Annotated in this window: 18 protein-coding genes; 8 read left to right on the forward strand and 10 right to left on the reverse strand. The window is 48.5% G+C overall.

Annotation, left to right across the window (positions count from 1 at the left end):
- The first annotated feature begins 175 nt into the window (after positions 1–175).
- The 3 genes from AC1DE7_RS25560 (at position 176) to AC1DE7_RS25570 (ending at position 5,458) form a co-directional block, all read left to right on the forward strand.
- Positions 176–2,176: a heparinase II/III domain-containing protein gene (locus tag AC1DE7_RS25560; RefSeq protein ID WP_477535448.1), complete on the forward strand. Its 2,001-nt coding sequence runs from the start codon at positions 176–178 to the stop codon at positions 2,174–2,176.
- Positions 2,169–4,121, forward strand: a complete 1,953-nt coding sequence (locus AC1DE7_RS25565; protein ID WP_477535449.1) for a glycosyl hydrolase — start codon at positions 2,169–2,171, stop codon at positions 4,119–4,121. Before AC1DE7_RS25560 ends, AC1DE7_RS25565 begins: the two co-directional genes overlap by 8 nt.
- 200 nt (positions 4,122–4,321) lie before the next feature.
- Positions 4,322–5,458, forward strand: a complete 1,137-nt coding sequence (locus tag AC1DE7_RS25570) for a glycoside hydrolase family 88 protein (protein ID WP_477535450.1) — start codon at positions 4,322–4,324, stop codon at positions 5,456–5,458.
- A gap of 384 nt (positions 5,459–5,842) precedes the next feature.
- On the opposite strand, the gene AC1DE7_RS25575 is transcribed toward AC1DE7_RS25570, so the two are convergent.
- The gene (locus AC1DE7_RS25575) at positions 5,843–6,448 is read right to left on the reverse strand and encodes a methyltransferase domain-containing protein (RefSeq protein ID WP_036616541.1); all 606 of its coding nucleotides are present in this window, start codon (positions 6,446–6,448) and stop codon (positions 5,843–5,845) included.
- Between the two features lie 211 nt (positions 6,449–6,659).
- Between AC1DE7_RS25575 and AC1DE7_RS25580 the strand changes: the two genes are divergently transcribed.
- Entirely contained in the window at positions 6,660–9,032 is a 2,373-nt protein-coding gene (locus AC1DE7_RS25580) for an Ig-like domain-containing protein (protein WP_477535451.1), read from the forward strand.
- A gap of 156 nt (positions 9,033–9,188) precedes the next feature.
- Here the strand turns inward: AC1DE7_RS25580 and AC1DE7_RS25585 are convergent, their stop codons facing one another.
- From AC1DE7_RS25585 to AC1DE7_RS25610, 6 genes are all read right to left on the reverse strand, one after another.
- Positions 9,189–9,734 carry a chromate transporter gene (locus AC1DE7_RS25585; RefSeq protein ID WP_017691072.1) on the reverse strand — a complete coding sequence of 182 codons (546 nt, stop codon included), beginning with the start codon at positions 9,732–9,734 and terminating at the stop codon, positions 9,189–9,191.
- A 2-nt stretch (positions 9,735–9,736) separates the two neighbouring features.
- Positions 9,737–10,324, reverse strand: coding sequence for a chromate transporter (locus AC1DE7_RS25590; protein WP_477535452.1), 588 nt, complete (start codon positions 10,322–10,324; stop codon positions 9,737–9,739).
- A gap of 12 nt (positions 10,325–10,336) precedes the next feature.
- The gene (locus AC1DE7_RS25595; RefSeq protein WP_036616550.1) at positions 10,337–10,831 is read right to left on the reverse strand and encodes an Lrp/AsnC family transcriptional regulator; all 495 of its coding nucleotides are present in this window, start codon (positions 10,829–10,831) and stop codon (positions 10,337–10,339) included.
- 270 nt (positions 10,832–11,101) lie between these two features.
- Complete coding sequence (locus tag AC1DE7_RS25600) at positions 11,102–12,217, reverse strand: PAS domain-containing sensor histidine kinase (RefSeq protein ID WP_127548054.1); 1,116 nt, start codon at positions 12,215–12,217, stop codon at positions 11,102–11,104.
- A complete protein-coding gene (locus AC1DE7_RS25605) occupies positions 12,210–12,860 on the reverse strand; it encodes a response regulator (protein ID WP_017691068.1) in 651 nt (216 codons plus the stop codon). The genes AC1DE7_RS25600 and AC1DE7_RS25605 overlap by 8 nt, the downstream gene beginning before the upstream one ends.
- Positions 12,861–12,969: 109 nt before the next feature.
- Positions 12,970–13,401 (reverse strand): GAF domain-containing protein, encoded by a 432-nt coding sequence (locus AC1DE7_RS25610; RefSeq protein ID WP_477535453.1) that lies wholly within the window; start codon positions 13,399–13,401, stop codon positions 12,970–12,972.
- A gap of 376 nt (positions 13,402–13,777) precedes the next feature.
- Between AC1DE7_RS25610 and AC1DE7_RS25615 the strand changes: the two genes are divergently transcribed.
- Positions 13,778–14,554, forward strand: a complete 777-nt coding sequence (locus tag AC1DE7_RS25615) for a Crp/Fnr family transcriptional regulator (protein ID WP_477535454.1) — start codon at positions 13,778–13,780, stop codon at positions 14,552–14,554.
- Between the two features lie 155 nt (positions 14,555–14,709).
- Here AC1DE7_RS25615 and AC1DE7_RS25620 read toward each other — a convergent pair whose 3' ends face one another.
- The 3 genes from AC1DE7_RS25620 to AC1DE7_RS25630 all read right to left on the reverse strand — a co-directional run bounded on the left by AC1DE7_RS25620 (position 14,710) and on the right by AC1DE7_RS25630 (position 15,994).
- Positions 14,710–15,267 carry a GNAT family N-acetyltransferase gene (locus AC1DE7_RS25620; RefSeq protein ID WP_477535455.1) on the reverse strand — a complete coding sequence of 186 codons (558 nt, stop codon included), beginning with the start codon at positions 15,265–15,267 and terminating at the stop codon, positions 14,710–14,712.
- 124 nt (positions 15,268–15,391) lie between these two features.
- On the reverse strand, positions 15,392–15,547 hold the full coding sequence (locus AC1DE7_RS25625; RefSeq protein WP_017691064.1) for a hypothetical protein: 156 nt from the start codon (positions 15,545–15,547) through the stop codon (positions 15,392–15,394).
- 153 nt (positions 15,548–15,700) lie between these two features.
- The gene (locus AC1DE7_RS25630; protein WP_339190203.1) at positions 15,701–15,994 is read right to left on the reverse strand and encodes a hypothetical protein; all 294 of its coding nucleotides are present in this window, start codon (positions 15,992–15,994) and stop codon (positions 15,701–15,703) included.
- A 224-nt stretch (positions 15,995–16,218) separates the two neighbouring features.
- On the opposite strand from AC1DE7_RS25630, the gene AC1DE7_RS25635 reads away from it, so the two are divergent.
- The 3 genes from AC1DE7_RS25635 to AC1DE7_RS25645 all read left to right on the forward strand — a co-directional run bounded on the left by AC1DE7_RS25635 (position 16,219) and on the right by AC1DE7_RS25645 (position 19,966).
- A complete protein-coding gene (locus AC1DE7_RS25635) occupies positions 16,219–17,733 on the forward strand; it encodes a DUF6359 domain-containing protein (RefSeq protein ID WP_477535486.1) in 1,515 nt (504 codons plus the stop codon).
- A 209-nt stretch (positions 17,734–17,942) separates the two neighbouring features.
- The gene (cdaS, locus tag AC1DE7_RS25640) at positions 17,943–18,572 is read left to right on the forward strand and encodes a sporulation-specific diadenylate cyclase CdaS (protein ID WP_047840418.1); all 630 of its coding nucleotides are present in this window, start codon (positions 17,943–17,945) and stop codon (positions 18,570–18,572) included.
- Positions 18,573–18,859: 287 nt separating this feature from the next.
- Positions 18,860–19,966, forward strand: a complete 1,107-nt coding sequence (locus AC1DE7_RS25645; RefSeq protein WP_076329898.1) for a Leu/Phe/Val dehydrogenase — start codon at positions 18,860–18,862, stop codon at positions 19,964–19,966.
- Positions 19,967–20,101: the final 135 nt, after the last annotated feature.

The raw sequence follows: 20,101 nt of genomic DNA on the forward strand, positions 1-20,101 counted from the left end.
GCAGAATGCAACGGAGAACCTGGCGAAGGTTCTTCGTTTTTTTGGTTAGGAAGGAGAAGGAAGTAACGTCGTGGAAAGGGTTCTAATGGATAATTCTTCAAAAATGCTATCATATCCGGTAAAATGAAATCGATTACATTATAATATGGGCATGACAATCCATTAACGAAGAGTGGTGAATCCAGTGGAAGATTCCATTCACGAAGTCGAAAATGAAAATATAAACCAACGTGGTACTGAGAGCAGAGCATTGAGTTCCTTAAGTGCCGACAGACTCTTGGAGAAGTTATCCCGGCCTGAATTGGCTACGTTATACACAGACTTGAAGGCTTACGGTGAACGTGCCTTGAAAGAACCCATGCCTTCCTTGTCGTTCCGTCTATATCGACAGTTCAGCGATAGGGGTGAGCGAAAAGCCTATGAAGAAGCTTATTTCGATCGAAGGGGCAGACTTGCTGCTACGGCGATGCTCGCCTTGGACACGGCTAGGCCGGATGCACTGCAAGCGCTGGAAGAAATGTTGTGGGACGTGTGTGGTGAGTATACGTGGTGTTTGCCCGCGCATCTGGGTACGGGAGAGGTCAACCAGGTGAATGGGAACATCGATCTGTTCGCAGCAGAGACGGTACATATGCTGGCCGAGATTGTGACCATTCACGCCGAGCGGCTGGATCGCCTTGTCATAGAACGGATCAGGTCTGAAGCAGAACGGCGAATCTTCACTCCGCTTTACCGGGAGCAACGGAAGTTCCACTGGCAGACAGCGGATCACAACTGGTCGGCGGTCTGTGGTGGGTGCTGTGGCATGGCCGCATTGTTGCTGCTCGAGGATGAGTCCACACTACAGGAATCGATCTCCCATACGGTCAGCTGTATGAACGCATTCTTGAGCGGATATGGCGAGGATGGCGGCTGTGCCGAAGGCATTGGATATTGGGTATATGGATTTGGTTATTTCACCTATTATACCGAGATGCTTCGTGAGTACAGTGAGGGCGAACTAGATCTACTGACGGGTTCCAAAATAACAGCTATCGCAGCCTTCCCGCTGCGAGTTCATTTGTCAGGTGGAACATTCGTAAATTATTCGGACAGTGCCGAGCAGGAAGAGATCCCTTCCGGATTGCTTTCCCTGCTCGCATCCCGATTTGGGTTGCAGGTGGATTTGCCGCTTCATATCCCACTGCTTACTGATGATTCCTGTCATCGCTGGGCTCATCTGTTGCGGAACGTGATGTGGAGCGATCCGCCAGTGTACGGTGATGAAGGTGCCTCTGGGCAGGCTGAACGAGGATTTATTTTTCAAAATCTGGGATGGATGATTGCAAAAGGACCGTTCGATTCTCCGGATACAAAACATGCGAACGGCGCACCCCTTCATGTGGCTATTTCCATTAAAGGCGGGCATAACGATGAACCTCACAACCATAATGATCTGGGGCAGTTCATTATCCATTGCGGTGGTGAGAATATTCTGTGTGATCCAGGAGCAGGGTTGTATACCCAAGCGTATTTTGCGCCAGGCAGAGAGCAACTGTTCCACATCTCGTCATCCGGGCATAACGTTCCGCTCATTGAAGGCCAGGAGCAATGCTCCGGTCGGCAAGCGCAAGCCCATGTGTTAGAGGCAAAGCTGGCAGAGGGTGGCGGTGAGCTGGATACTACATTGGATCTGACATCCGCATACTCTGGGGCAGCTTCACTGGCTCGTTATACGCGCCAATTTCATTGGAAGATGGCTTCTGACGGGAGCGGGAATGGAGCGGAATTGCGTCTCATTGACCGTTTTCAATGGAAGAGCAGGGTGGTGTCTTCGGCAGAACGATTCTCTTCGGTGGATGATTCAGATGCAGGATGTTCGAGCGTAGTGGAGCGCTGGATGAGCAGAGTACAACCTGAGGTGGTGAAGAGCGGTAATCTTCGCTGGCAAGGTGCACATGGGGCGATCCATATGACGTATGATGCGAACCAGTGGAAAATTCTTACGGAGAAACTGGACACAGTTGATCATGACAATGTTCCAGTCACATTCTATCGGACGTCACTATCATGGACAGGTGTAATTGATGAGACGGATGTTCGGACAGAACGCCCTAATCCGCTTGAAACGATATGTGAGGTACGCTTCATCATTGAACCGAAAATGGGAGAAACCGAGGTGAGCATGCGTGAGTAAATATACATCTGCGTCCACGTATCCATGGAAAGACGAACTCGAACATTACCGTACATTGGCAGAACAAGCGGGCCCCCCTCCGGCAGACGGCTGGAATAGGGAGCGCAAGTTGGCACTTGTTGAAAGTGTTGTTCGCGCTTACAGACCATATCAGGACAGCCAGGGGGCAATTATCGACCCGTTCTCGGGTGTGGAGAGATATTATTCTACACCGGCCTATGCGATGGCTGCGGCAGTTCTGGTTGATGCAGGGCGTACAGATTTGCTCCAATCGGCAGCAATAGCCCTGTCACAGAGCATTGATACCGTGGTCAATGGTAGCGCACCTGACAATCACCCCGATTTTTTTCCGGTTCTCATGATAAGAGCCTATATGTTGTTGAAATCACACCTGCCTGAACATGCACAGATCTGGGCTGAGGCACTCAAGACAATCAGTCCTGAACAAGATTATGTATTTACGATGAGCAAGATGAACAATCCCAATCGCATGATTAACTGGAACGCCATTATGATCTCTGGCGAATATCTGCGGTGGCATGAACAGCTGGCGAATGAGGGTACTGCGTGGATGGATCGTTATCTGGAAGCCTATCATCTACCCCGGTTTACGGCCCTTGGCTTGTATCAGGATGGACCGCTGGACCGTCCAAATTGTCCATTTTCCTATGATATTGCCACCCGTTATCACCTTGGGGTGATGCTTGAAGCTGGTTACGAGGGAACCACTGCCGATACGTTACGTGAGCAACTGCGCCATGGTGCCTTCAGCTCGTTACTGACGCTCTCGCCGCTAGGTGAGATTCCACCGCGTGGTCGCAGCTCCCAGCATCAGTGGAATGAAGCGGCGGCGGCTTATGTATGCTCCACACATGCAACGCAGGCTCTGAAGGCGGGAGATCGGGTGATGGCGGGTGCTTTTGCACGTGCGGCCAATCGGTGTTTTGCTGCTGTTGAGCGCTGGAAGATGGAAGATGGACGTTTGAAAATCGTACGCAATGAATACGCGCCAGAAGATCGGCACGGGTACGAGATATATACCAACCACACCTGTTACAACCTGTGGACGGCAGCAGCGCTTGCTCACGCTTGTCTCAGTGATCCGGGAGACGATATGAGCGAAGTATACCTTCCTTCCGAGTTAGGCAGCAGGGTTTTGCAGACCGATGGGTGGTTTGAAACTGTGATTGCTTCCATACCTGGTCAGCAACTGGTATTACACACGGCGATGAATGATCCGTATACGATTCCTGGTTTGGTACGGATTCAACAGATGGGGTTACCTGGTCTGATTGGTCCGTCCGCTGCCAGCCATGTGCAGGCCGGGTTTACGGAATTTGCCGAAGGGGCGGTTCGTCCGCTCAGTTACTGTCCTGCCTGGAAGACACCAGATGGGGTATGGCACAGTCTTGCAGAGGGGATTCCATCCGGTGGTGCATATGATCGGGATGTTGGATTAGACCCTGCTCAGGGAGGTGGTTCCATTGTGTATGAGAAGGTGGACCCTGATACACGGAACCAAGTGGAGCAGCATCTGGAGGAAAGAGCGGCAGAAGATGGCGTGAACGCCTTGGAGAATGCTTTTGCCGTGACATGGGTCGGTCCATTACCCGGAATTAAAATATTGCGTACCCATTATGTACAACAGGCGGATGTGCTGACTATAACGTATGAATTCGAAGGAGAGATCGCTGCAGCAGGGGCACTCATTCCGTTGATGTTCCATGATGGTCGTGAACAGGCGGTAATTACCCATACGGATCATAGCGTACGAACGAAGTATCGGGGGGCGTATGTAGAATCCACTGCGCTGGATCAGGGAGCCATAATTCATCTGGAGGAACAGGCCGTGGCCTCCCGTAATGGTTTACTGAAGGAAGCCCGGATTGAAGTGAACGGAGCACGTAGGTTGTCATTTGCGATCCGATTGGGCGAGGTTAACTGAAGGTGTTCAGGTTGAGGATCATTAGATCTCCAAACATCTCAAAACAGCTCGAAGCATAGTTAAAAGTGTTATTCGTGGATGATTAGTGATATTTAACGGATAGCTATTGCAGTTACGGCATACGACGCTATAGATAAGTTGAGGATGAGCTGGAGCATCAAGCTTAGATGTCTGGTATTGAATCGAGGAGGGATATGTTCATGAACACATCAACGTCGGTAAAATGGCTCGAGGAAGCGTGGCAACAGGGAGCTGCCAAGACGATTCGGAATGCAAAGCGGATTAAGGATACATTTCCGCACATTGCCCCGCAAGGGACGTATGATCGGAATGATCCGGAATGGTGGACAGCAGGTTTCTGGCCTGGATTGTTATGGCTGGTCTATGAGGATGCTCCGGAAAGTGAAGCGGTCGCTCCGCTACATCGCATTGCCGAAAGCTGTGAGCGGCAACTGGAAGGTTGTCTGCGTGATCCCGAATCGGTGGATCACGATCTGGGGTTCATCTGGCTGCTTAGTGGCGTAGCCAACTACCGCCAGACGGGTAGCATGGATGGACGGCGGCGCGGAATGCTTGCCGCCAACCTGCTCGCTGCCCGGTTCCACGTGCGCGGTGAGTTCATCCGCGCCTGGAACTTCAGCTCGTCAGCAATGGATACGCGCGGCGTAGCCATCATTGACAGCATGATGAACCTGCCGCTGCTCTACTGGGCATCCGAGCAGAGCGGCGATCCTCGCTTCCGCTGGCTGGCGGAAGCACATGCGGACACCGTCGCGCGCGAATTCATCCGCGCTGACGGGTCCATCTGCCACGTGGTGGAGTTTGATCCACACACGGGGCAGAAGCTGCGAGAGCATGGCGGACAGGGCCATGCTCCAGGTTCCGCCTGGGCGCGGGGCACCGCCTGGGCGTTGCACGGGTTTGCGCTGTCTTTCCGGTATACGGGCGAAGCCCGATATCTGGAGACAGCGGAGCGTGCGGCCGATTTCTTCCTCGCCATGCTTGGCGAAGAGATCGTGCCGATGTGGGATTTCCGCGCACCTGCGGAGCATCAGGTGGCGTGGGACTCGTCCGCTGCGGCGATTGCCGCGAGCGGGTTGCTTGAGCTGGCGAAGCTGTCGCCACGCGGGGAAACCTATGCTGCCGCGGGAGAGCGCATCGTCCGCGGGTTGCATGAGCACTATAGCTCTGGCGACTCGGCAGCGGAAGAAGGTCTGATCATGCAGGGAACGGTGCATTACCCGGAAGGGCGAGGGCTGAATGTGCCGATTATATACGGCGATTATTTCTATATGGAAGCGCTGGCGAAGCTGCGTGGACATGCGGGGTTATTTTAAAAGAAGAATTGAGAACTACGGGCTGGAAGAACCGAAGAAGAGAACGGATTAGTAAGGTATTAGTGTTGTGAGCCTTCGAATTATTTCATTAGATTCAACTAGTTAACCAGTTATATATTCAGTATTTAGTTGTCAGTAGCATCATTAGCAAACCATCATCACCTGTCCGCATAAGGCTGTCTCCAGGATTAGGAACGATATTCCCTCTACTGGAGAAGGAGTATACCTAAGCTTGAGCTTTGAATAGACAAATCAAGGTGAGCGGACAGGCGGATGGTGTACGTAATCGAAGGAAGACAAAAGAATGTCTGGTCTATGAATACTCATTCTTACGGGTCCAGTTGGGGTGCAGACTTAGCTAAGCTCTACTGAAAGAATCGATTTTCACTTCGAAGGTGTACGTCTCAGGATGACAAAGTCGGCAGAAGATTGATCTGGATAGCGCTGCGGAATAATCTCATGAACTTTGAAATCAGGGTAGTCGAAGAGATATTCAAACAGATTACGGTCCTGGATTGTATCAATCCCCGGGTTGCCGTTTTCTTTCAAACGGGTGTAAAGCACCACCCATGCTGTTGAGGAGTGCAGAATATCATAGAGGGTATTGCGAAAATCTGTTTCATCCGTGATGTGATATAACACATCCAGACAGACCGTCAGATCGGCTTGCAGGAAACCACGGTTAATCCATAGGCCTGGTGTATACAACATGAAGCTCTTGGACGAATCCTTGGCAAATTGGGAAGCACAACGCTTTACTGAAGAAGCCGCTACATCCACGCCCAGGTAGTCCTCATAATTCATGTATTGCAACTGGTTGCCATCCCCACATCCAAACTCAATGACACGATGAATCCCTTCACGTTGAATCAGTCCGTTCACGACCTCGGCCTTGAATTCAGCCAAAACCCCGTATGAACCCCTCCCAGAAGTTTCACCCGAACGATATGTTTCCTCCCAATACCCGATGTAATCAAAAGGCTGATGCATTATGTTTCCTCCAATCCTGTTAAAAGAAGTTCAAGACTGCCAATATACATAGGTATGCGCAATATTCGCAGGTATGATCGGTTGAAACAGGAATAGAAGATAAATTAATTTCCATAGAATTCCCTGAAAATTTCCTGAAAGTCTAAACATCTGGAAAGGACTTGCCGACATAAAACATAAGGAAAAAAATGATGATAATCGGGGGGAAATGATGTTAAAGCCAAGATTGACCAAGTACATGGTGATGATGCTGGTGTTGATGCTGAGTATTTCCAACGTAGGCTTGGCCGCTGCGGCAGACAAAGAACTGTCCAAAATTGTGGTTTCCAAGAATGAGATGTCGCTCGAAGTTGGTGATTCTGGGTCTGTTACGGTGACAGGGGTATATTCAGATAATACCTCGGCTAATGTAACGATTAGTACAACCTGGAGTAGCGAAGATACTTCGATAGCAACTGTATATAATGGTGCAATCACGGCCAAAAAAGAAGGTAAAGCGACGATTACCGCAGCTTACCAGGGCCAGAGTCAGACCGTTCAAGTGAAAGTAACGAAGAAGGTCAAAGCTCTTTCGAAAAACGTGCAAAGTCTGGATTTGCGCACGGGAGATACAAAAGAAGTTATTTTGACAGCAACGTATAGTGACAATGAAACAAATAATGAAGCAGCAAGTACTGCAGAATGGTCTACCAGTGATGAGAAGGTTGCTACCGTGGTGAATGGTAAAGTAACTGGACAAAGCGCGGGTACAGCTGTGATCACAGCCAAAGTTGGCAGCCAAAGCGTGACGGTGGATGTTAACGTTGAAGTGGTTAAACGTGTAGATGTAGATAAACAGCAAGTTAACTTGCTGTTGAACAAAAGTGAAAGTGTGAAAGTGACGGCTACGTATCCAGATGGTACAACCAAAGATGTAACCGATCTGGCGGAGTGGACATCCAGCAATGAGAAGGTCGCAGACGTTCTCAAAGGCGAAATTACAGGATACTCGGCAGGTTCTGCCAAGATCACAGCCAAATACGGTACGAAATCTGTATCCGTTGACGTGGATGTGGATCTGACCAGCAAGCTGAGTGTGGAGAAACAAAGTATTTTCTTCCGTTTGGGTGGGGACAAGAATACAGCCAATATCGTATTAACGGCTTCTTATCCAACCAGCAGCGATGTGAATGTAACGGATCAGGCGACATGGACATCCAGCAACGAGAAAGTTGCAACGGTATTCAAGGGGCAGATTACAGCCATTAGCGCAGGTTCAACAACGATCAAAGCAACCTATAGTGGAAAAACTGTAGAAATTGCTGTAGATGTAGATACGGCAAGATATCTGGATATCAAAGATGTAAATGACAAGCTCGCCATGAGTGTTACCGGTGATAACAAGTCTAAGACACTGGTAGCCAATGCCGAATATATTGATGCCAGTACAGAAAATGTAACTTCCAAAGCAACATGGACTTCAAGCAATCCAGATGTCGTATATGTATCAAACGGCGATCTGATTGCATACAAATCCGGTACGGCTACGATCACTGTAGCTTATGGCGGTAAAACGGTTAAATTCACAGTGAATGTAGACGTAGCAGACAAGTATGAGATGGACAAGAAGAAAGCATCGGTAGCCGTTGGTGGAACGACTTCTGCCAAAGTACTGGCGTTGTATGGTGAAACATCCAAAGATGTATCTGAAGATGCAACTTGGAGCAGCAGCAGCGACAAAATCGCTGAGGTAGATAGCAAAGGGGTTATCACAGGTGTTGCTACAGGTAAAGTAACCATTACCGCGAAGATTGAAGGCAAAACACTGACTCTGCCTGTTGAAGTAGGTATGGCTAGTGGACTGGAAGCAGATGTGAACTTCGTTGTTCTGTCTGCCAAAGAAACTCAGACGATCCTTCTAACAGGTACGGATGAGGACGGCAACACGTTGGATGTTACATCCGAAGCAACCTGGAAATCCAGCAATGCACGTGTAGCGGATGTGAAAAAAGGCGTGATCACAGGTAACAGCAGTGGTAAAGCCAACATCACAGCAGAATACGGCTCCAAAAAAGTGACGATCCAAGTTGAAGTGGATGTCATCACACGTATTGAAGCTTCCGAGCCGGTTCTTTCCCTGAAATCAGGCGATACAGCTGATCTGACGGTTACTGCCTTCTTGAGCGACGGTAGCGAGCGTGATGTTACGGACAAAGCTGAATGGAAAACGAACAGCTACAAAGTAGCTCAAGTGACCAAAGGTAAAGTCAAAGCTACAGGTTCAGGTAAAGCCAAAATCACAGCAAAATACGGCAGCAAGTCTGTAACGATTGCTCTAGATGTGGATACACTGAAATATTTGCAGACGGATAAAGTAACGTTGACCATGAAACCTGGTGAAAAGGTAACCGTGGCTGCAACTGCAACGTATGCCGATGGCAGTGAAGCTGATGTATCCAAACCGGCTCTCTGGAAATCTTCCCGTATTGCAACAGCATCGGTGAAAGATGGAATCATTCAGGCGAACGGCAAAGGTAAAGCAACGATTACAGTAACATTTGCAGGTGTGAAAACCAAAGTAACGGTAGTGGTTGAAGCGAAGTAATTGCTTTTCCAAATGTGAGTGTGAAACGCGCAAATAAAACGGTGATGCCAGCTAATAGCTGGCATCACCGTTTTTTGTTTATAAACTAGGCATGTCTTCAAGCGCTAACGAATCTGAAACGTCTTATTAAGGGATCGTTCCCTGTATGTTCTATAACTACATCGTGTGAGACAGTACCAGCGCACCATAGGCAAAAGCGATCACGATCAGAATGGCCGGATGCAGCTTGGTTTTGGTCATGACCCAGAGCGAGATGCCTGCAATGATCAACGTCTGCCAGATGCCGATGGAATCAGTGGACAGCTGCCCAAATTCCCATGTGAGCAGAATCATGAGTACAGCGATAACAGGCTGTACGAGTAGAGTCATACCTTTGACTTTTGGTGAAGTGCGATGTTTGTTCAACAGACGAAGTAATATAATTAATGCGGTTGCGGAAGGCACGATTGTGGCAAAACTTGCGATAAATGCCCCAAACCAGCCTGCTACGTGGTACCCGACAAATGCAGCAATTTTGGTTGCAATCGGGCCGGGAAGGGCGTTACCAATCGCCAGTACATCACCGAATTGCTCGGTGGTCATCCATTGGTAATGGTTCACAATCTCTTCCTGCATGAGCGGAATGGAAGCCGGACCGCCCCCATATCCCAAGATGTTTGCTACGAAAAATCCCCAAAATAATTCCCACCAGGTCTGGAGCATCCTTAGGACACCCCCTTATCGGACTCGCCTTTGGACTTGAAGCGCTGAACCAGATCCAGATGGAAGACACCATATCCAAGGAAAACTGCGATCACAATCCCCGGATGGATATCCAGCAGCTGCAATAGTACAAAGGCAATTACGCCGAATAGGGCGGCAAAAACTTTACCAAGTCCCTTCCAGGCTTTCATGGCAAATTCATAAGCCATCATGCCCAGCATGACAAAAATGACTGGCCTTACGGCGGCTACCATGCCTGCTACCACTTTCGACTCGCGTAGCGCGTACATGGAACCGAGCAGAGCAATAATGGCAATACTTGTCGGCAAAATATGAGCGAGTACAGACACGATCGCGCCCAGCACACCTTTGGTTTTATAACCGAGATATGCGGCCATTTTGGTCGCGATGGGACCCGGCAAGGCGTTGGCGATAGCCAAAATCTCGCCGAACTCCTCATCACTGACCCATCTGTAACGCGTAACGGCTTCGTAACGGATTAACGGGATCACCGAAGGGCCGCCGCCATATCCGAGAATTCCGGTTCGTACCATTCCGATGACGAGACCGTTGTAATCTTTCCAACCCATGCTGATTTCCTCCTAGAGTCTCATGCCCATCCGGCTTTTATAACGTTTCAACAATAGCTGTGATTCCACTTTGACGATACCCGGCATCTTATAGAGCTTCTCCAGCAAAAACTGCTCCATCTCTTCCATATCCGCAAAAATACCGTGCATGTGCAGTGTACTCGGGCCTGTCATATGATAAAGGCTGGTGACGGCTGGCTCTTCATCCAGTTTCTCAGCGACTTCATCCAGGAAGGGCGGTTCAACATCGACATTGAAAAAGGCCGAGACCTGAAGCCCAACTTTGCCAGGGTTGATTACAACGGTGAAGCGTTCGATGATTCCTTTTTCGGATAACGCATTAATGCGGGCTTGAACAGCTACACGTGACAACCCGATCTGTGTACCCAGATCCGTATAGGATATTCGGCTGTTGTGGTGAAGCGCGGCGATAATTTTGCGATCCATCTCGTCCAGATTGTACATTTGTGGAATTTCTCCTCCTTTGGAGGAGCGTTTCTCTGACATGTTGACCATCCTTTTCTCTCGCTATATGAAATAAACAATAAAATTTTACTAAACATACAATGTGTATGTGGCATTCATAGTTTAATGACGAATCGTAACTGGAGTCAATCTATTTATCATGATTGTTGAATTTAACCGATTTTGAGCCTTCATTTTGTCATTTCGACCAATCGGAAATAAAAAGACCACTCGCATAGTCCAATAGCGAGCAGCCGTTAAATAATAGATAAGCTGGAGTAAAGCGCAAAGTGTGATACGAAGCATGTACGGTTATCCCTGTGCTGTCTTGGGCAATAAAAGGGTAACGGTAGTCCCTTCGCCAGGCTCGGAAGAAACTCTCAACGTTCCTCCTGCACCACGGGCACGCTCTTCCATACTAAACAATCCAACGCCATTGCCAGCGGTTGCTTCGCTGAATCCAGCACCCTGGTCTTCAATAATAACCATCGTCATGTTCTCAGCGTCTTCTATAGTAACACGTGCCTCGGCAACATCGGCATACTTTGCGACATTGGTTAAGGCTTCCTGAATAATTCGGTAGATGGCTATCTCCCGGTTCATCTCCAGTCGTTTGCGCAAATTACATTCCAAATCAACTTCAATCCCGTAGTGTCGGGTGTAATTCTCGATATACGTACGAATCGCCGGAACAACACCCAGGTCATCCAGAACAGATGGTCTCAGCTCCCATGCCATACCGCGTACATCTTCCATGATACCCGTGACCTGCTTACGAAGTGCTTCAACCCCGGGGTGAGGCTGGTCTGCCAGCAGGCGATCCATCTGAATCACCAGAGAGAAGAGACTCTGTCCAATCCCGTCATGCAGTTCACGCGAGATCCGGCGTCGTTCCTCTTCCTGAATATTCATCACTTGGGACATCATCTTTTGCAATTCGGCTTCGACGGATTTCAGCTTGGTGACCTCGCTGCGTACAGCTAGGTATTGATATGGCTCCCCGTCGTTATCAAGGAAAGGCACGATGGTGGTGTTGACCCAATAATGACTGCCATCTCTGGCACGATTGAGAATTTCCCCGTTCCATACCTTACCTGAGGATATCGTGTCCCACAGGTTTTTCATAAAGCTTTTGCCATGGTATCCGGAATTAATGATTCGATGATCCTTACCGATCAGTTCCTCGCGCTCATACTGTGAGATTTCACAGAATTTATCATTCACATACTGGATTTTACCCTTGCGGTCTGTCAGGGCTACAATGGAGGATTCATCCAAGGCAAATTTCAGATCACTCAGTTGATGCAGGGAACCCTTCAACCTGCTGCGAAATTCATTATCCGTAATGTGATTATCGATTTCGTCCAGCAGGAGGCGTACGGGCTGGTCTGCGAGTCCACTTAATCTGTTCTTGCGTGCACTACTCAAAGTTCAGCAACCCCTTTTTCATAGCGAACTTCACCAGTTCCGGTCGTGTACGCAGGCCAAGTTTCTCCATCAGATTGCTTTTGTGGGATTCGACCGTTTTGACACTGATGATCAGATGTTCGGCGATTTCCTTGTTGGCGTAACCCTTGGCAATCCAGGACAAAATCTCTTTCTCCCGCTCGGATAACGTGTCATACGGTCCGGCGTTTTCCTGTTTGGCTTTGTCCAGGTATTCACTCATCAGCCGCTTGGTTGCACTGGGGTACAGATAGGCGCTACCCTCTGCTACGGAACGAATCGCAGCAAGCAATTCTTCATGCGGCGCACTTTTGAGTATATATCCGGATGCTCCCGCGTGGATGGCGCGGAACAGATATTCTTCATCGTCATGCATGGTTAGTATCAAAATGGAGACATCTGGCATCAATTTCTTCAATTCAGCCGTAGCGGTCAGACCGTCTTTGCCTGGCGGCATGCTGAAATCCATCAAGACCACATCTGGTTTCAACTCTTGAGCCTTGGCAATGGCTTCATCGCCATCTGCGGCATCTCCAACGATATGTATATCATTCTTTCCTTCAAGTAAGGCGATCAGCCCGGAACGCACGACAACATGGTCGTCTACAACTAATAGTTGAATCACATGATTTCCCCCTGTCCGCTTCCTTAGTTCTATCTATATCATAACAAAAAAAGAAGCCATTCAGAGCTTTAATCTCCGAATAGCTTCTCTTACTCTCTAGTTCAAACTTTTATCCAAACACCTTCGGCTGAAGATGTAGAGCGACTTGCTCCGTGTGCCGGATCATGTCCGGTGAGAAGGTGCAAGGCAATCTGCTGCCAACGAGTAGCACGGCGCCAGGCACGCTTCCTTCCTGGAACACAGGTACCGCTATGGCACATACCAGCCGCTCAGCAAGCATTAACGGGCAACGACCGGGTGTATGCTCCCCGGTGGATTGTGCATCAGATCGAGCTGTGCGTCCAGTCCGAAGGGCTGTGCCCACCAGATCTTGTCCGGCGCGCATTTCCATGCGTTTCACCCGTTCATTACTAGCCCCAGAGGTATACTTCCAGCGTAGCATCGTCCCGTTCAGACAGGCAAGTCCACAGAAGTCGCTGGATGTGTTCAGGCGCAGGCCGTCGATCATCTCCTGAATGCCAGATGGCAGTTCATCATGCATGAGAGGACACTTCCTTTTTCGAAATTATAACGTACGTGACGTGTAATTATTATCATTAACCTTTGAACAGGATCATCTTAAAGTAAGGGTATTACAATGTTAATTCTATTGTAGACCCTTTCTCGTATATTGTAATTCAGGGAAAACCCCTATTTCCGTTCTATAATCTACTGAACTTAGGCAGTGGAGGACTCCTGAATCAGGTGCACCAAGGGATTGAAGAAATGCGAAGGATGAGGCATATCGGTGAAATGTGACTTTTCTCACAGCAAATTCAGGGAGTTTCTCGTTAATGATCAGGTAATCCCCCGATAACCCTCGCGCTACTTTCGCGGTATGATGGATACATAAGGAATCACCGAGGGGGACGAAGGTTATGGGTACAGTATTTGTAGAAAGAACAGCCCAAAGAGCAGAGCAGAAACAAACGGAGGCGGGCAAAATGACACGAGAAACAGGCGGAATCCTTTCGTTCGTTACATCTGAGCAATGGGGCCTGATTGAAGCAAAAATGCAGCCCAAACGGGTGAAATCGGGATATAGTCTCTTTCTCGAAGGCGATGAAGCCGGATATCTGTACTACATTCGTTCGGGACGAGTGAAAATGACCAAGTCGACGGAGGATGGCAAGGAAATTATTTTATCCATTCAGCAAAGCGGCGATCTCATCGGTGAATTCGGCGGCATCGGAGGATTGAATCATAGCTACAGTGCAGAGATGGCGGAAAAAGGGGAACTGGCCATTATCTCGCTTAGCGATCTGGAAAGTATACTCAGCAAACATGGCGACCTTGCCTTGAAATTCTTGCAATGGATGGCACTGTCGCAGCGGATCACCCAGTCGAGATTCCGTGATTTGCTGCTCTATGGCAAGGCGGGTGCGCTCGCTTCGACACTGATCCGTGCCAGCAATTCGTATGGTAGGGTTACACCGGATGGTATTGTGCTGGAGATGAAGCTGAACCATACCGATCTTGCCGAGATGATTGGAGCTACCCGGGAGAGCGTAACGCGGATGCTGGGGGCATGGAAGGAACAAGGTACGCTGGATATGATGGACGGCAAACTGATGATTCGTGACCTGGCAGCCCTGCGTTGTATGTGTGGATGTCCTACATTCCCGAGCTGTCCGGTAGAGCTGTGCCGACTGTAAAATAACTTGTTCCGGTGTTCCGAGTTGAGGGAAGCACAACGGTTGCATTCCCGAGGAACAAATTTGATTTGGATTCCAAATGAGGCTTCACCTCCATTGGCGATTGGGGTCGTTACGGAGTAAAAGAAAAAAAGCTGGCGTCCCATATATGGGAGTCAGCTTTTTGTGTTTCTTTGAAATTGTTCATGTGCATATTCACTGGAGAGAATCGAATAGATCACAGAGTCATGAAAGGAACCTTTGTAGAACCAGTGCTCGCGTAATAGCCCTTCTCGCTGCATGCCAATCTTCTTCATGACATTCTCCGAAGCTGTGTTGTGCGGACGACATTTGGCGTAAATCCGGTGAACGTCTAGTTCGTTGAAACCGAAGCCTAGTAGAGCACTGGCTGCTTCGGCGGCATACCCTTTTCCTTGATAGGTGGGATTAAGGACGTAACCGATCTCTGCATTGGTTTTCTCCATCAAGTGAATACCTACTCCGCCGAGGAGTCTTCCATCACTTTTCAAACATATCGCCAGTTCATAGCCTTCTCGTGGTTTGGTCTGCTGCATGTCCAACACAAACTGCACATAAGCTCGTGTATCCTCTTCGGTATTCGGCCCCCATGCCGTATGCTGTGTAACTTCCGGCATGGATGTGTAGCTATGTATACTTTTCCAGTCTGTCTCCAGAATATCCCTGATGATGAGTCGTTCGGTCTCCAATTGCATCGTTGTTCACTCCTTCACGTTTGAATAACTTTACTGTCCATTGTACAACAAAAATAGCCCATAACAGATTCAACGAATGAATCGGTCATGAGCCATAATGTAGATCTATGATGTATGTGGAATGCTATTGTGGTTGTTTACATTGAACTGCGGGATAAGTATAAGCCAGCTTACGGATAATTTCCTTTTGCCATCTCGTATCACCCAGGTTGGTTGCCAGGTTCAGAAGATCCAAATAATCGTCAAGCTGCAGATCAGCCTTTTGCAGAGTTGTATTCATTCGATGTTCGTTCCCCTTTATCTATAAAATCGTAAAATCATATGCAGTAGAAAGTTACAAAGAGACAAGTTCAAGAATGATAATCATTATCATGTTTATATATTCATTATGCAATGAACGCTGGCAAAATGCAATCCCAAGTCCGCATCGAATTTAACTTTTTTCTGAAAATAGGCTCACCCACAGCACATAGGGAATGTATACACCGAGATATGCAGACGGATACAGGAACCAGCCATTCAACAGGAAATGGTGAATCTCGGTGGTGAATGTGGTCATATGAGCATTCGTCGCATACACATCACCAGCGATGACAGTTGCCGCACTGTAGAAACAGAGTAGCGCAAGAATATGAAATACTCGGGTAACCATGCGGGAACGAAGAGCAACATAAGCCATAATCAGCGGAACAATCAACAAGAGTATTAAAAATACCAACTTCATCATCGTTTTACTCCTTCGGTAAATGGAATTCTAATGATAATCAGTATGGGCCAATAGACTCAACTTCTAAACTTTTTCATAAACTTTACAAAAAGAAAGAGGAATTCAGCATATGAACAATTAAATTAAAGGAGGATAACCCATTATCAGGTAATTTGGAGGAGGAGAAAGGGAATATGAAGAAGGCGTTATGGCAGCACTGGATCGGGGCATTCCTGGTCTTTATCATGATGGCAACCGCACTGCTGGGGCCGGGTTCGCAAAGTCCGGTACAAGCTGCAGCACCACTTACGGTATCTCAGGCCATCGCTGCCCAGAGCGGTGGAGGAACAGAAACGGTTGAAGGAATCATTGTTGGACATGCTACCGGGTCGCTTACCGCGAAGTTTACATCTCCGTATGCCAATGATTTTAATGTTCTGATTGCGGATTCAGCGTCAGAGCGGACCAACGCCAGATTATTGGATGTACAGATTCCCTCATCTTTCCGTTCGCAATATGGATTGGCGTCCAACCCCAGTCTTGTAGGCAAAAAGATCATCGTAACCGGAACCTTAGGTGCCTACAACAGCTATGCAGGAGTCAAAAACCCAACGTCCATCACACTTTCCTCCGGAACAACCAATCCTGATCCAGAACCAAACCCGGGCACAACACTGCCGGACGGTACCGGCAAGAAAGTATTGTTTGATAATACCCACGCCCAGACAGCAGGTGCTGCCGACTGGATTATTGACGGGGCATTTTCGGATTTTGCCAATGGTTTGCGAAACGCAGGCTTTGCCGTGGATCAGCTGGAACGCAGCATCCCGTATACATTCGGTGAGCAAGCTATCACCTATAATAAATTGAAAGATTACGACGTCTTTGTCATCGGCGAAGCCAACGTGCCGTTCAAAGCGACTGAGCAGGCAGCGCTGGTGCAGTACGTGCAGAACGGAGGAAGTATCTTCTTCATCTCCGACCACTATAATGCAGACCGCAACAAAAACCGCTGGGATTCTTCCGAAGTATTTAACGGCTATCGCCGCGGTGCCTTCCTGAATCCGGCCAAAGGCATGTCTTCGGCTGAAGCCGAATCACCAGCGATGCAGAGTGTGACGAGTTCAGACTGGCTCGCGACGAACTTTGGTGTCCGTTTCCGCTACAATGCTCTTGGAGATGTAAATGCATCGGATATCGTTGCACCTGCACAATCCTTCGGCATTACAGCTGGTGTTAATTCTGTAGCCATGCATGCGGGATCGACCATTGCGATTATAGACCCGAACAAAGCCAAAGGCTTGGTCTATGTACCAAGTGGTGTGTCCAAGTGGGGCAATGCCGTGGATCAGGGCGTATATAATGGTGGTGGACGAGCTGAAGGAGCCTATGCTGCCATTGCAAAGGTTGGTGCAGGCAAAGCCGCATTTATCGGTGACTCTTCACCTGTAGAAGACGCGACTCCGAAATATTTGCGTGAAGAGACCGGTGCTACCAAGAAGACCTATGATGGATTCAAAGAAGTGGACGATGCAACGTTCCTTGTGAATACTGTGAAATGGCTCGCGGTCAAAGAGAGCTACACCAGTCTGGCACAAGTGCCAGGACTGACATTGGATACGGCAACAAGCCTGCTTCCTATCGAAGCTCCGGCCGCATCAACCGAGCCACAACTTGAGCCATGGGCTGCACCTGCGGCAGGGTACAAATGGTATGATCCGACTACGTTTAAGGCAGGTTCATACGGAAAAGCACAATAAGTAAAGTAGACAAACACCAAATCATTATGCAAATAGAGTCTGACCGTGGAGTTTTGCGGAGAGGCTCTTTTTTTGCTTGTTATATCAGTTACAATGAAGATCGTGATTAGCTCTTACAGCCTTGCCATTGCATAAATATGTGCTCCAGAGGGGAAGGTATGGGTACTAATGATGCGGCGTGAAGCCCAACCCAACCAAGGAGGCGGCGAATGATGACCCAGCAAGCAGACTGTGACAGTTCCTCGATGAGGCAGAAGCTTAAGGCAGACCTCCATCGTGTAGCAGAGCGTATGAATCTGACGTTATCCCGATTTGACAATGACAGTGCCTGCCTGCTGGGGCAATTTGCAGAGATTCGAGCGGAAATCAAGCAGATCGAGGTGCTCGCCTCTTCGTTTTATCTGGATTGTTATCTGTCACCCTTTACCGAGAAGTTTGCCGAATTAACATCGAGCGTACAGCATCTATCTGACCGGAGATATGGGGCGTTGATTGTGATTGAACGGGAGATTCCGTTGGAGTCGATCATTCACTCAGGCGTGACTGTGGATGCAAGAGTGACGCATGCGTTGTTGGAATCGCTATTCATTCCTGGTGCGCCATTACATGACGGGGCTGTGTTGATTCGTGGCAATCAGATTGTATCCGCTGGTAATGTGCTGCCGTTGTCGCAAGCGGAAGTGCATGAACGAAAAATAGGCACTCGTCATCGGGCAGCACTGGGACTCAGTGAATTGACGGATGCGGTTGTATTAGTTGTCTCCGAGGAGACAGGACAGGCTTCATTTGCTGTAGATGGCGATTTGCATCCAATCAATGTGGTTGAGACGCTCCCTTAAATGTGAACGATTAATTGGTCTACTCGGGGCGAATAGGTTGATGTAGTTGAGAGAATTGTACCTTTCTCCTGTAAGGGAGAGAGGTTTTTCTATGGATAGACGATAAAATTATAATCTGAAATTCGACAGCTTTGCTCCCGCCATATGAGAAACATCGATCGATGCTTCTCTGACATTGCGATGTGATTTTGCACAAACTGGGTATTCATGGGTACAATAGAGGATGGTCAATGAATAGAGAACAATGCGATTGGATCGCAAAAATGGTTGGAGGAGACGGTTAGCACATGAGTTGGTTTGAAGCAATGGAGCATCACGATTATGAGGAACTGGTTCTGTGCCAGGATCGAAATTCAGGGTTAAAAGCAATTATCGCCATACACGACACAACACTCGGCCCTGCGCTGGGAGGCACGCGGATGTGGACTTACGCTTCAGAAGAAGCAGCCATTGAAGATGCCCTGCGCCTTGCCCGTGGTATGACATATAAGAATGCGGTATCTGGCCTGAATCTGGGCGGTGGCAAAACCGTTATCATCGGAGATCCGCGGCGCGACAAAAACGAAGCGATGTTTCGGGCGTTTGGACGATATATTCAAGGATTGAACGGACGTTATATCACTGCCGAAGATGTGGGAACAACGGAAGAGGACATGAACCTGATCTATCAGGAAACCGATTATGTGACAGGCATCTCCGCGAGTTATGGTTCATCCGGTAACCCATCGCCTGCAACGGCTTGGGGTGTATATCGGGGGATCAAGGCAGCGGCCAAAGAAGCATTTGGTACCGATCTGCTGGAGGGTAAAACGATAGCGGTCCAAGGTGTCGGCAATGTGGCGATGCATCTGTGCAAATATCTGTATGAGGAAGGTGCACATCTGATCGTTACGGATATCCATAAGGACTCGGTGAAACAGGCTGTGGACCGCTTCGGCGCAACAGCAGTTGATCCCGCAGACATCACGAGTGTGGAATGTGATATCTATGCACCATGTGCACTGGGCGGCACGATTAATGACGATACGCTCAAAACGCTCAAGGCAAAGGTTGTAGCGGGCTGTGCCAATAATCAGCTGTTGGAGACCCGTCATGGGGATCAGCTGTATGATATGGGCATCGTATATGCGCCTGACTATGTTATCAATGCAGGTGGCGTAATTAACATTGCGGATGAGTTGAACGGTTATAACGCGGATCGGGCGTGGAGCAAGATCGGAGAGATCTATTCCACTCTGGAGAAAATATTCGAAAGCTCACGTACCGAGGGCATCGCAACCTATGTTGCCGCAGATCGTCTGGCTGAGCGACGGATTGAACAGATGAAGAATACGCGCAGTACATTCTTGCAGAATGGTCATCACTCATTGAGTTCCCGGAGATTGCGCAAGTAAACTTAATAGATTCATAAAAAAACTTAAAACGGTCTGTTAGATAACGGCAACATCCATTCCCAAGATGGATAGTCGATCTGACAGGCCATTTTTTATGTTGCTATCAGAATTTCAAAAAAAAGAAAAACAGTGGCA

Source organism: Paenibacillus sp. 10L310 (genome assembly GCF_056395745.1).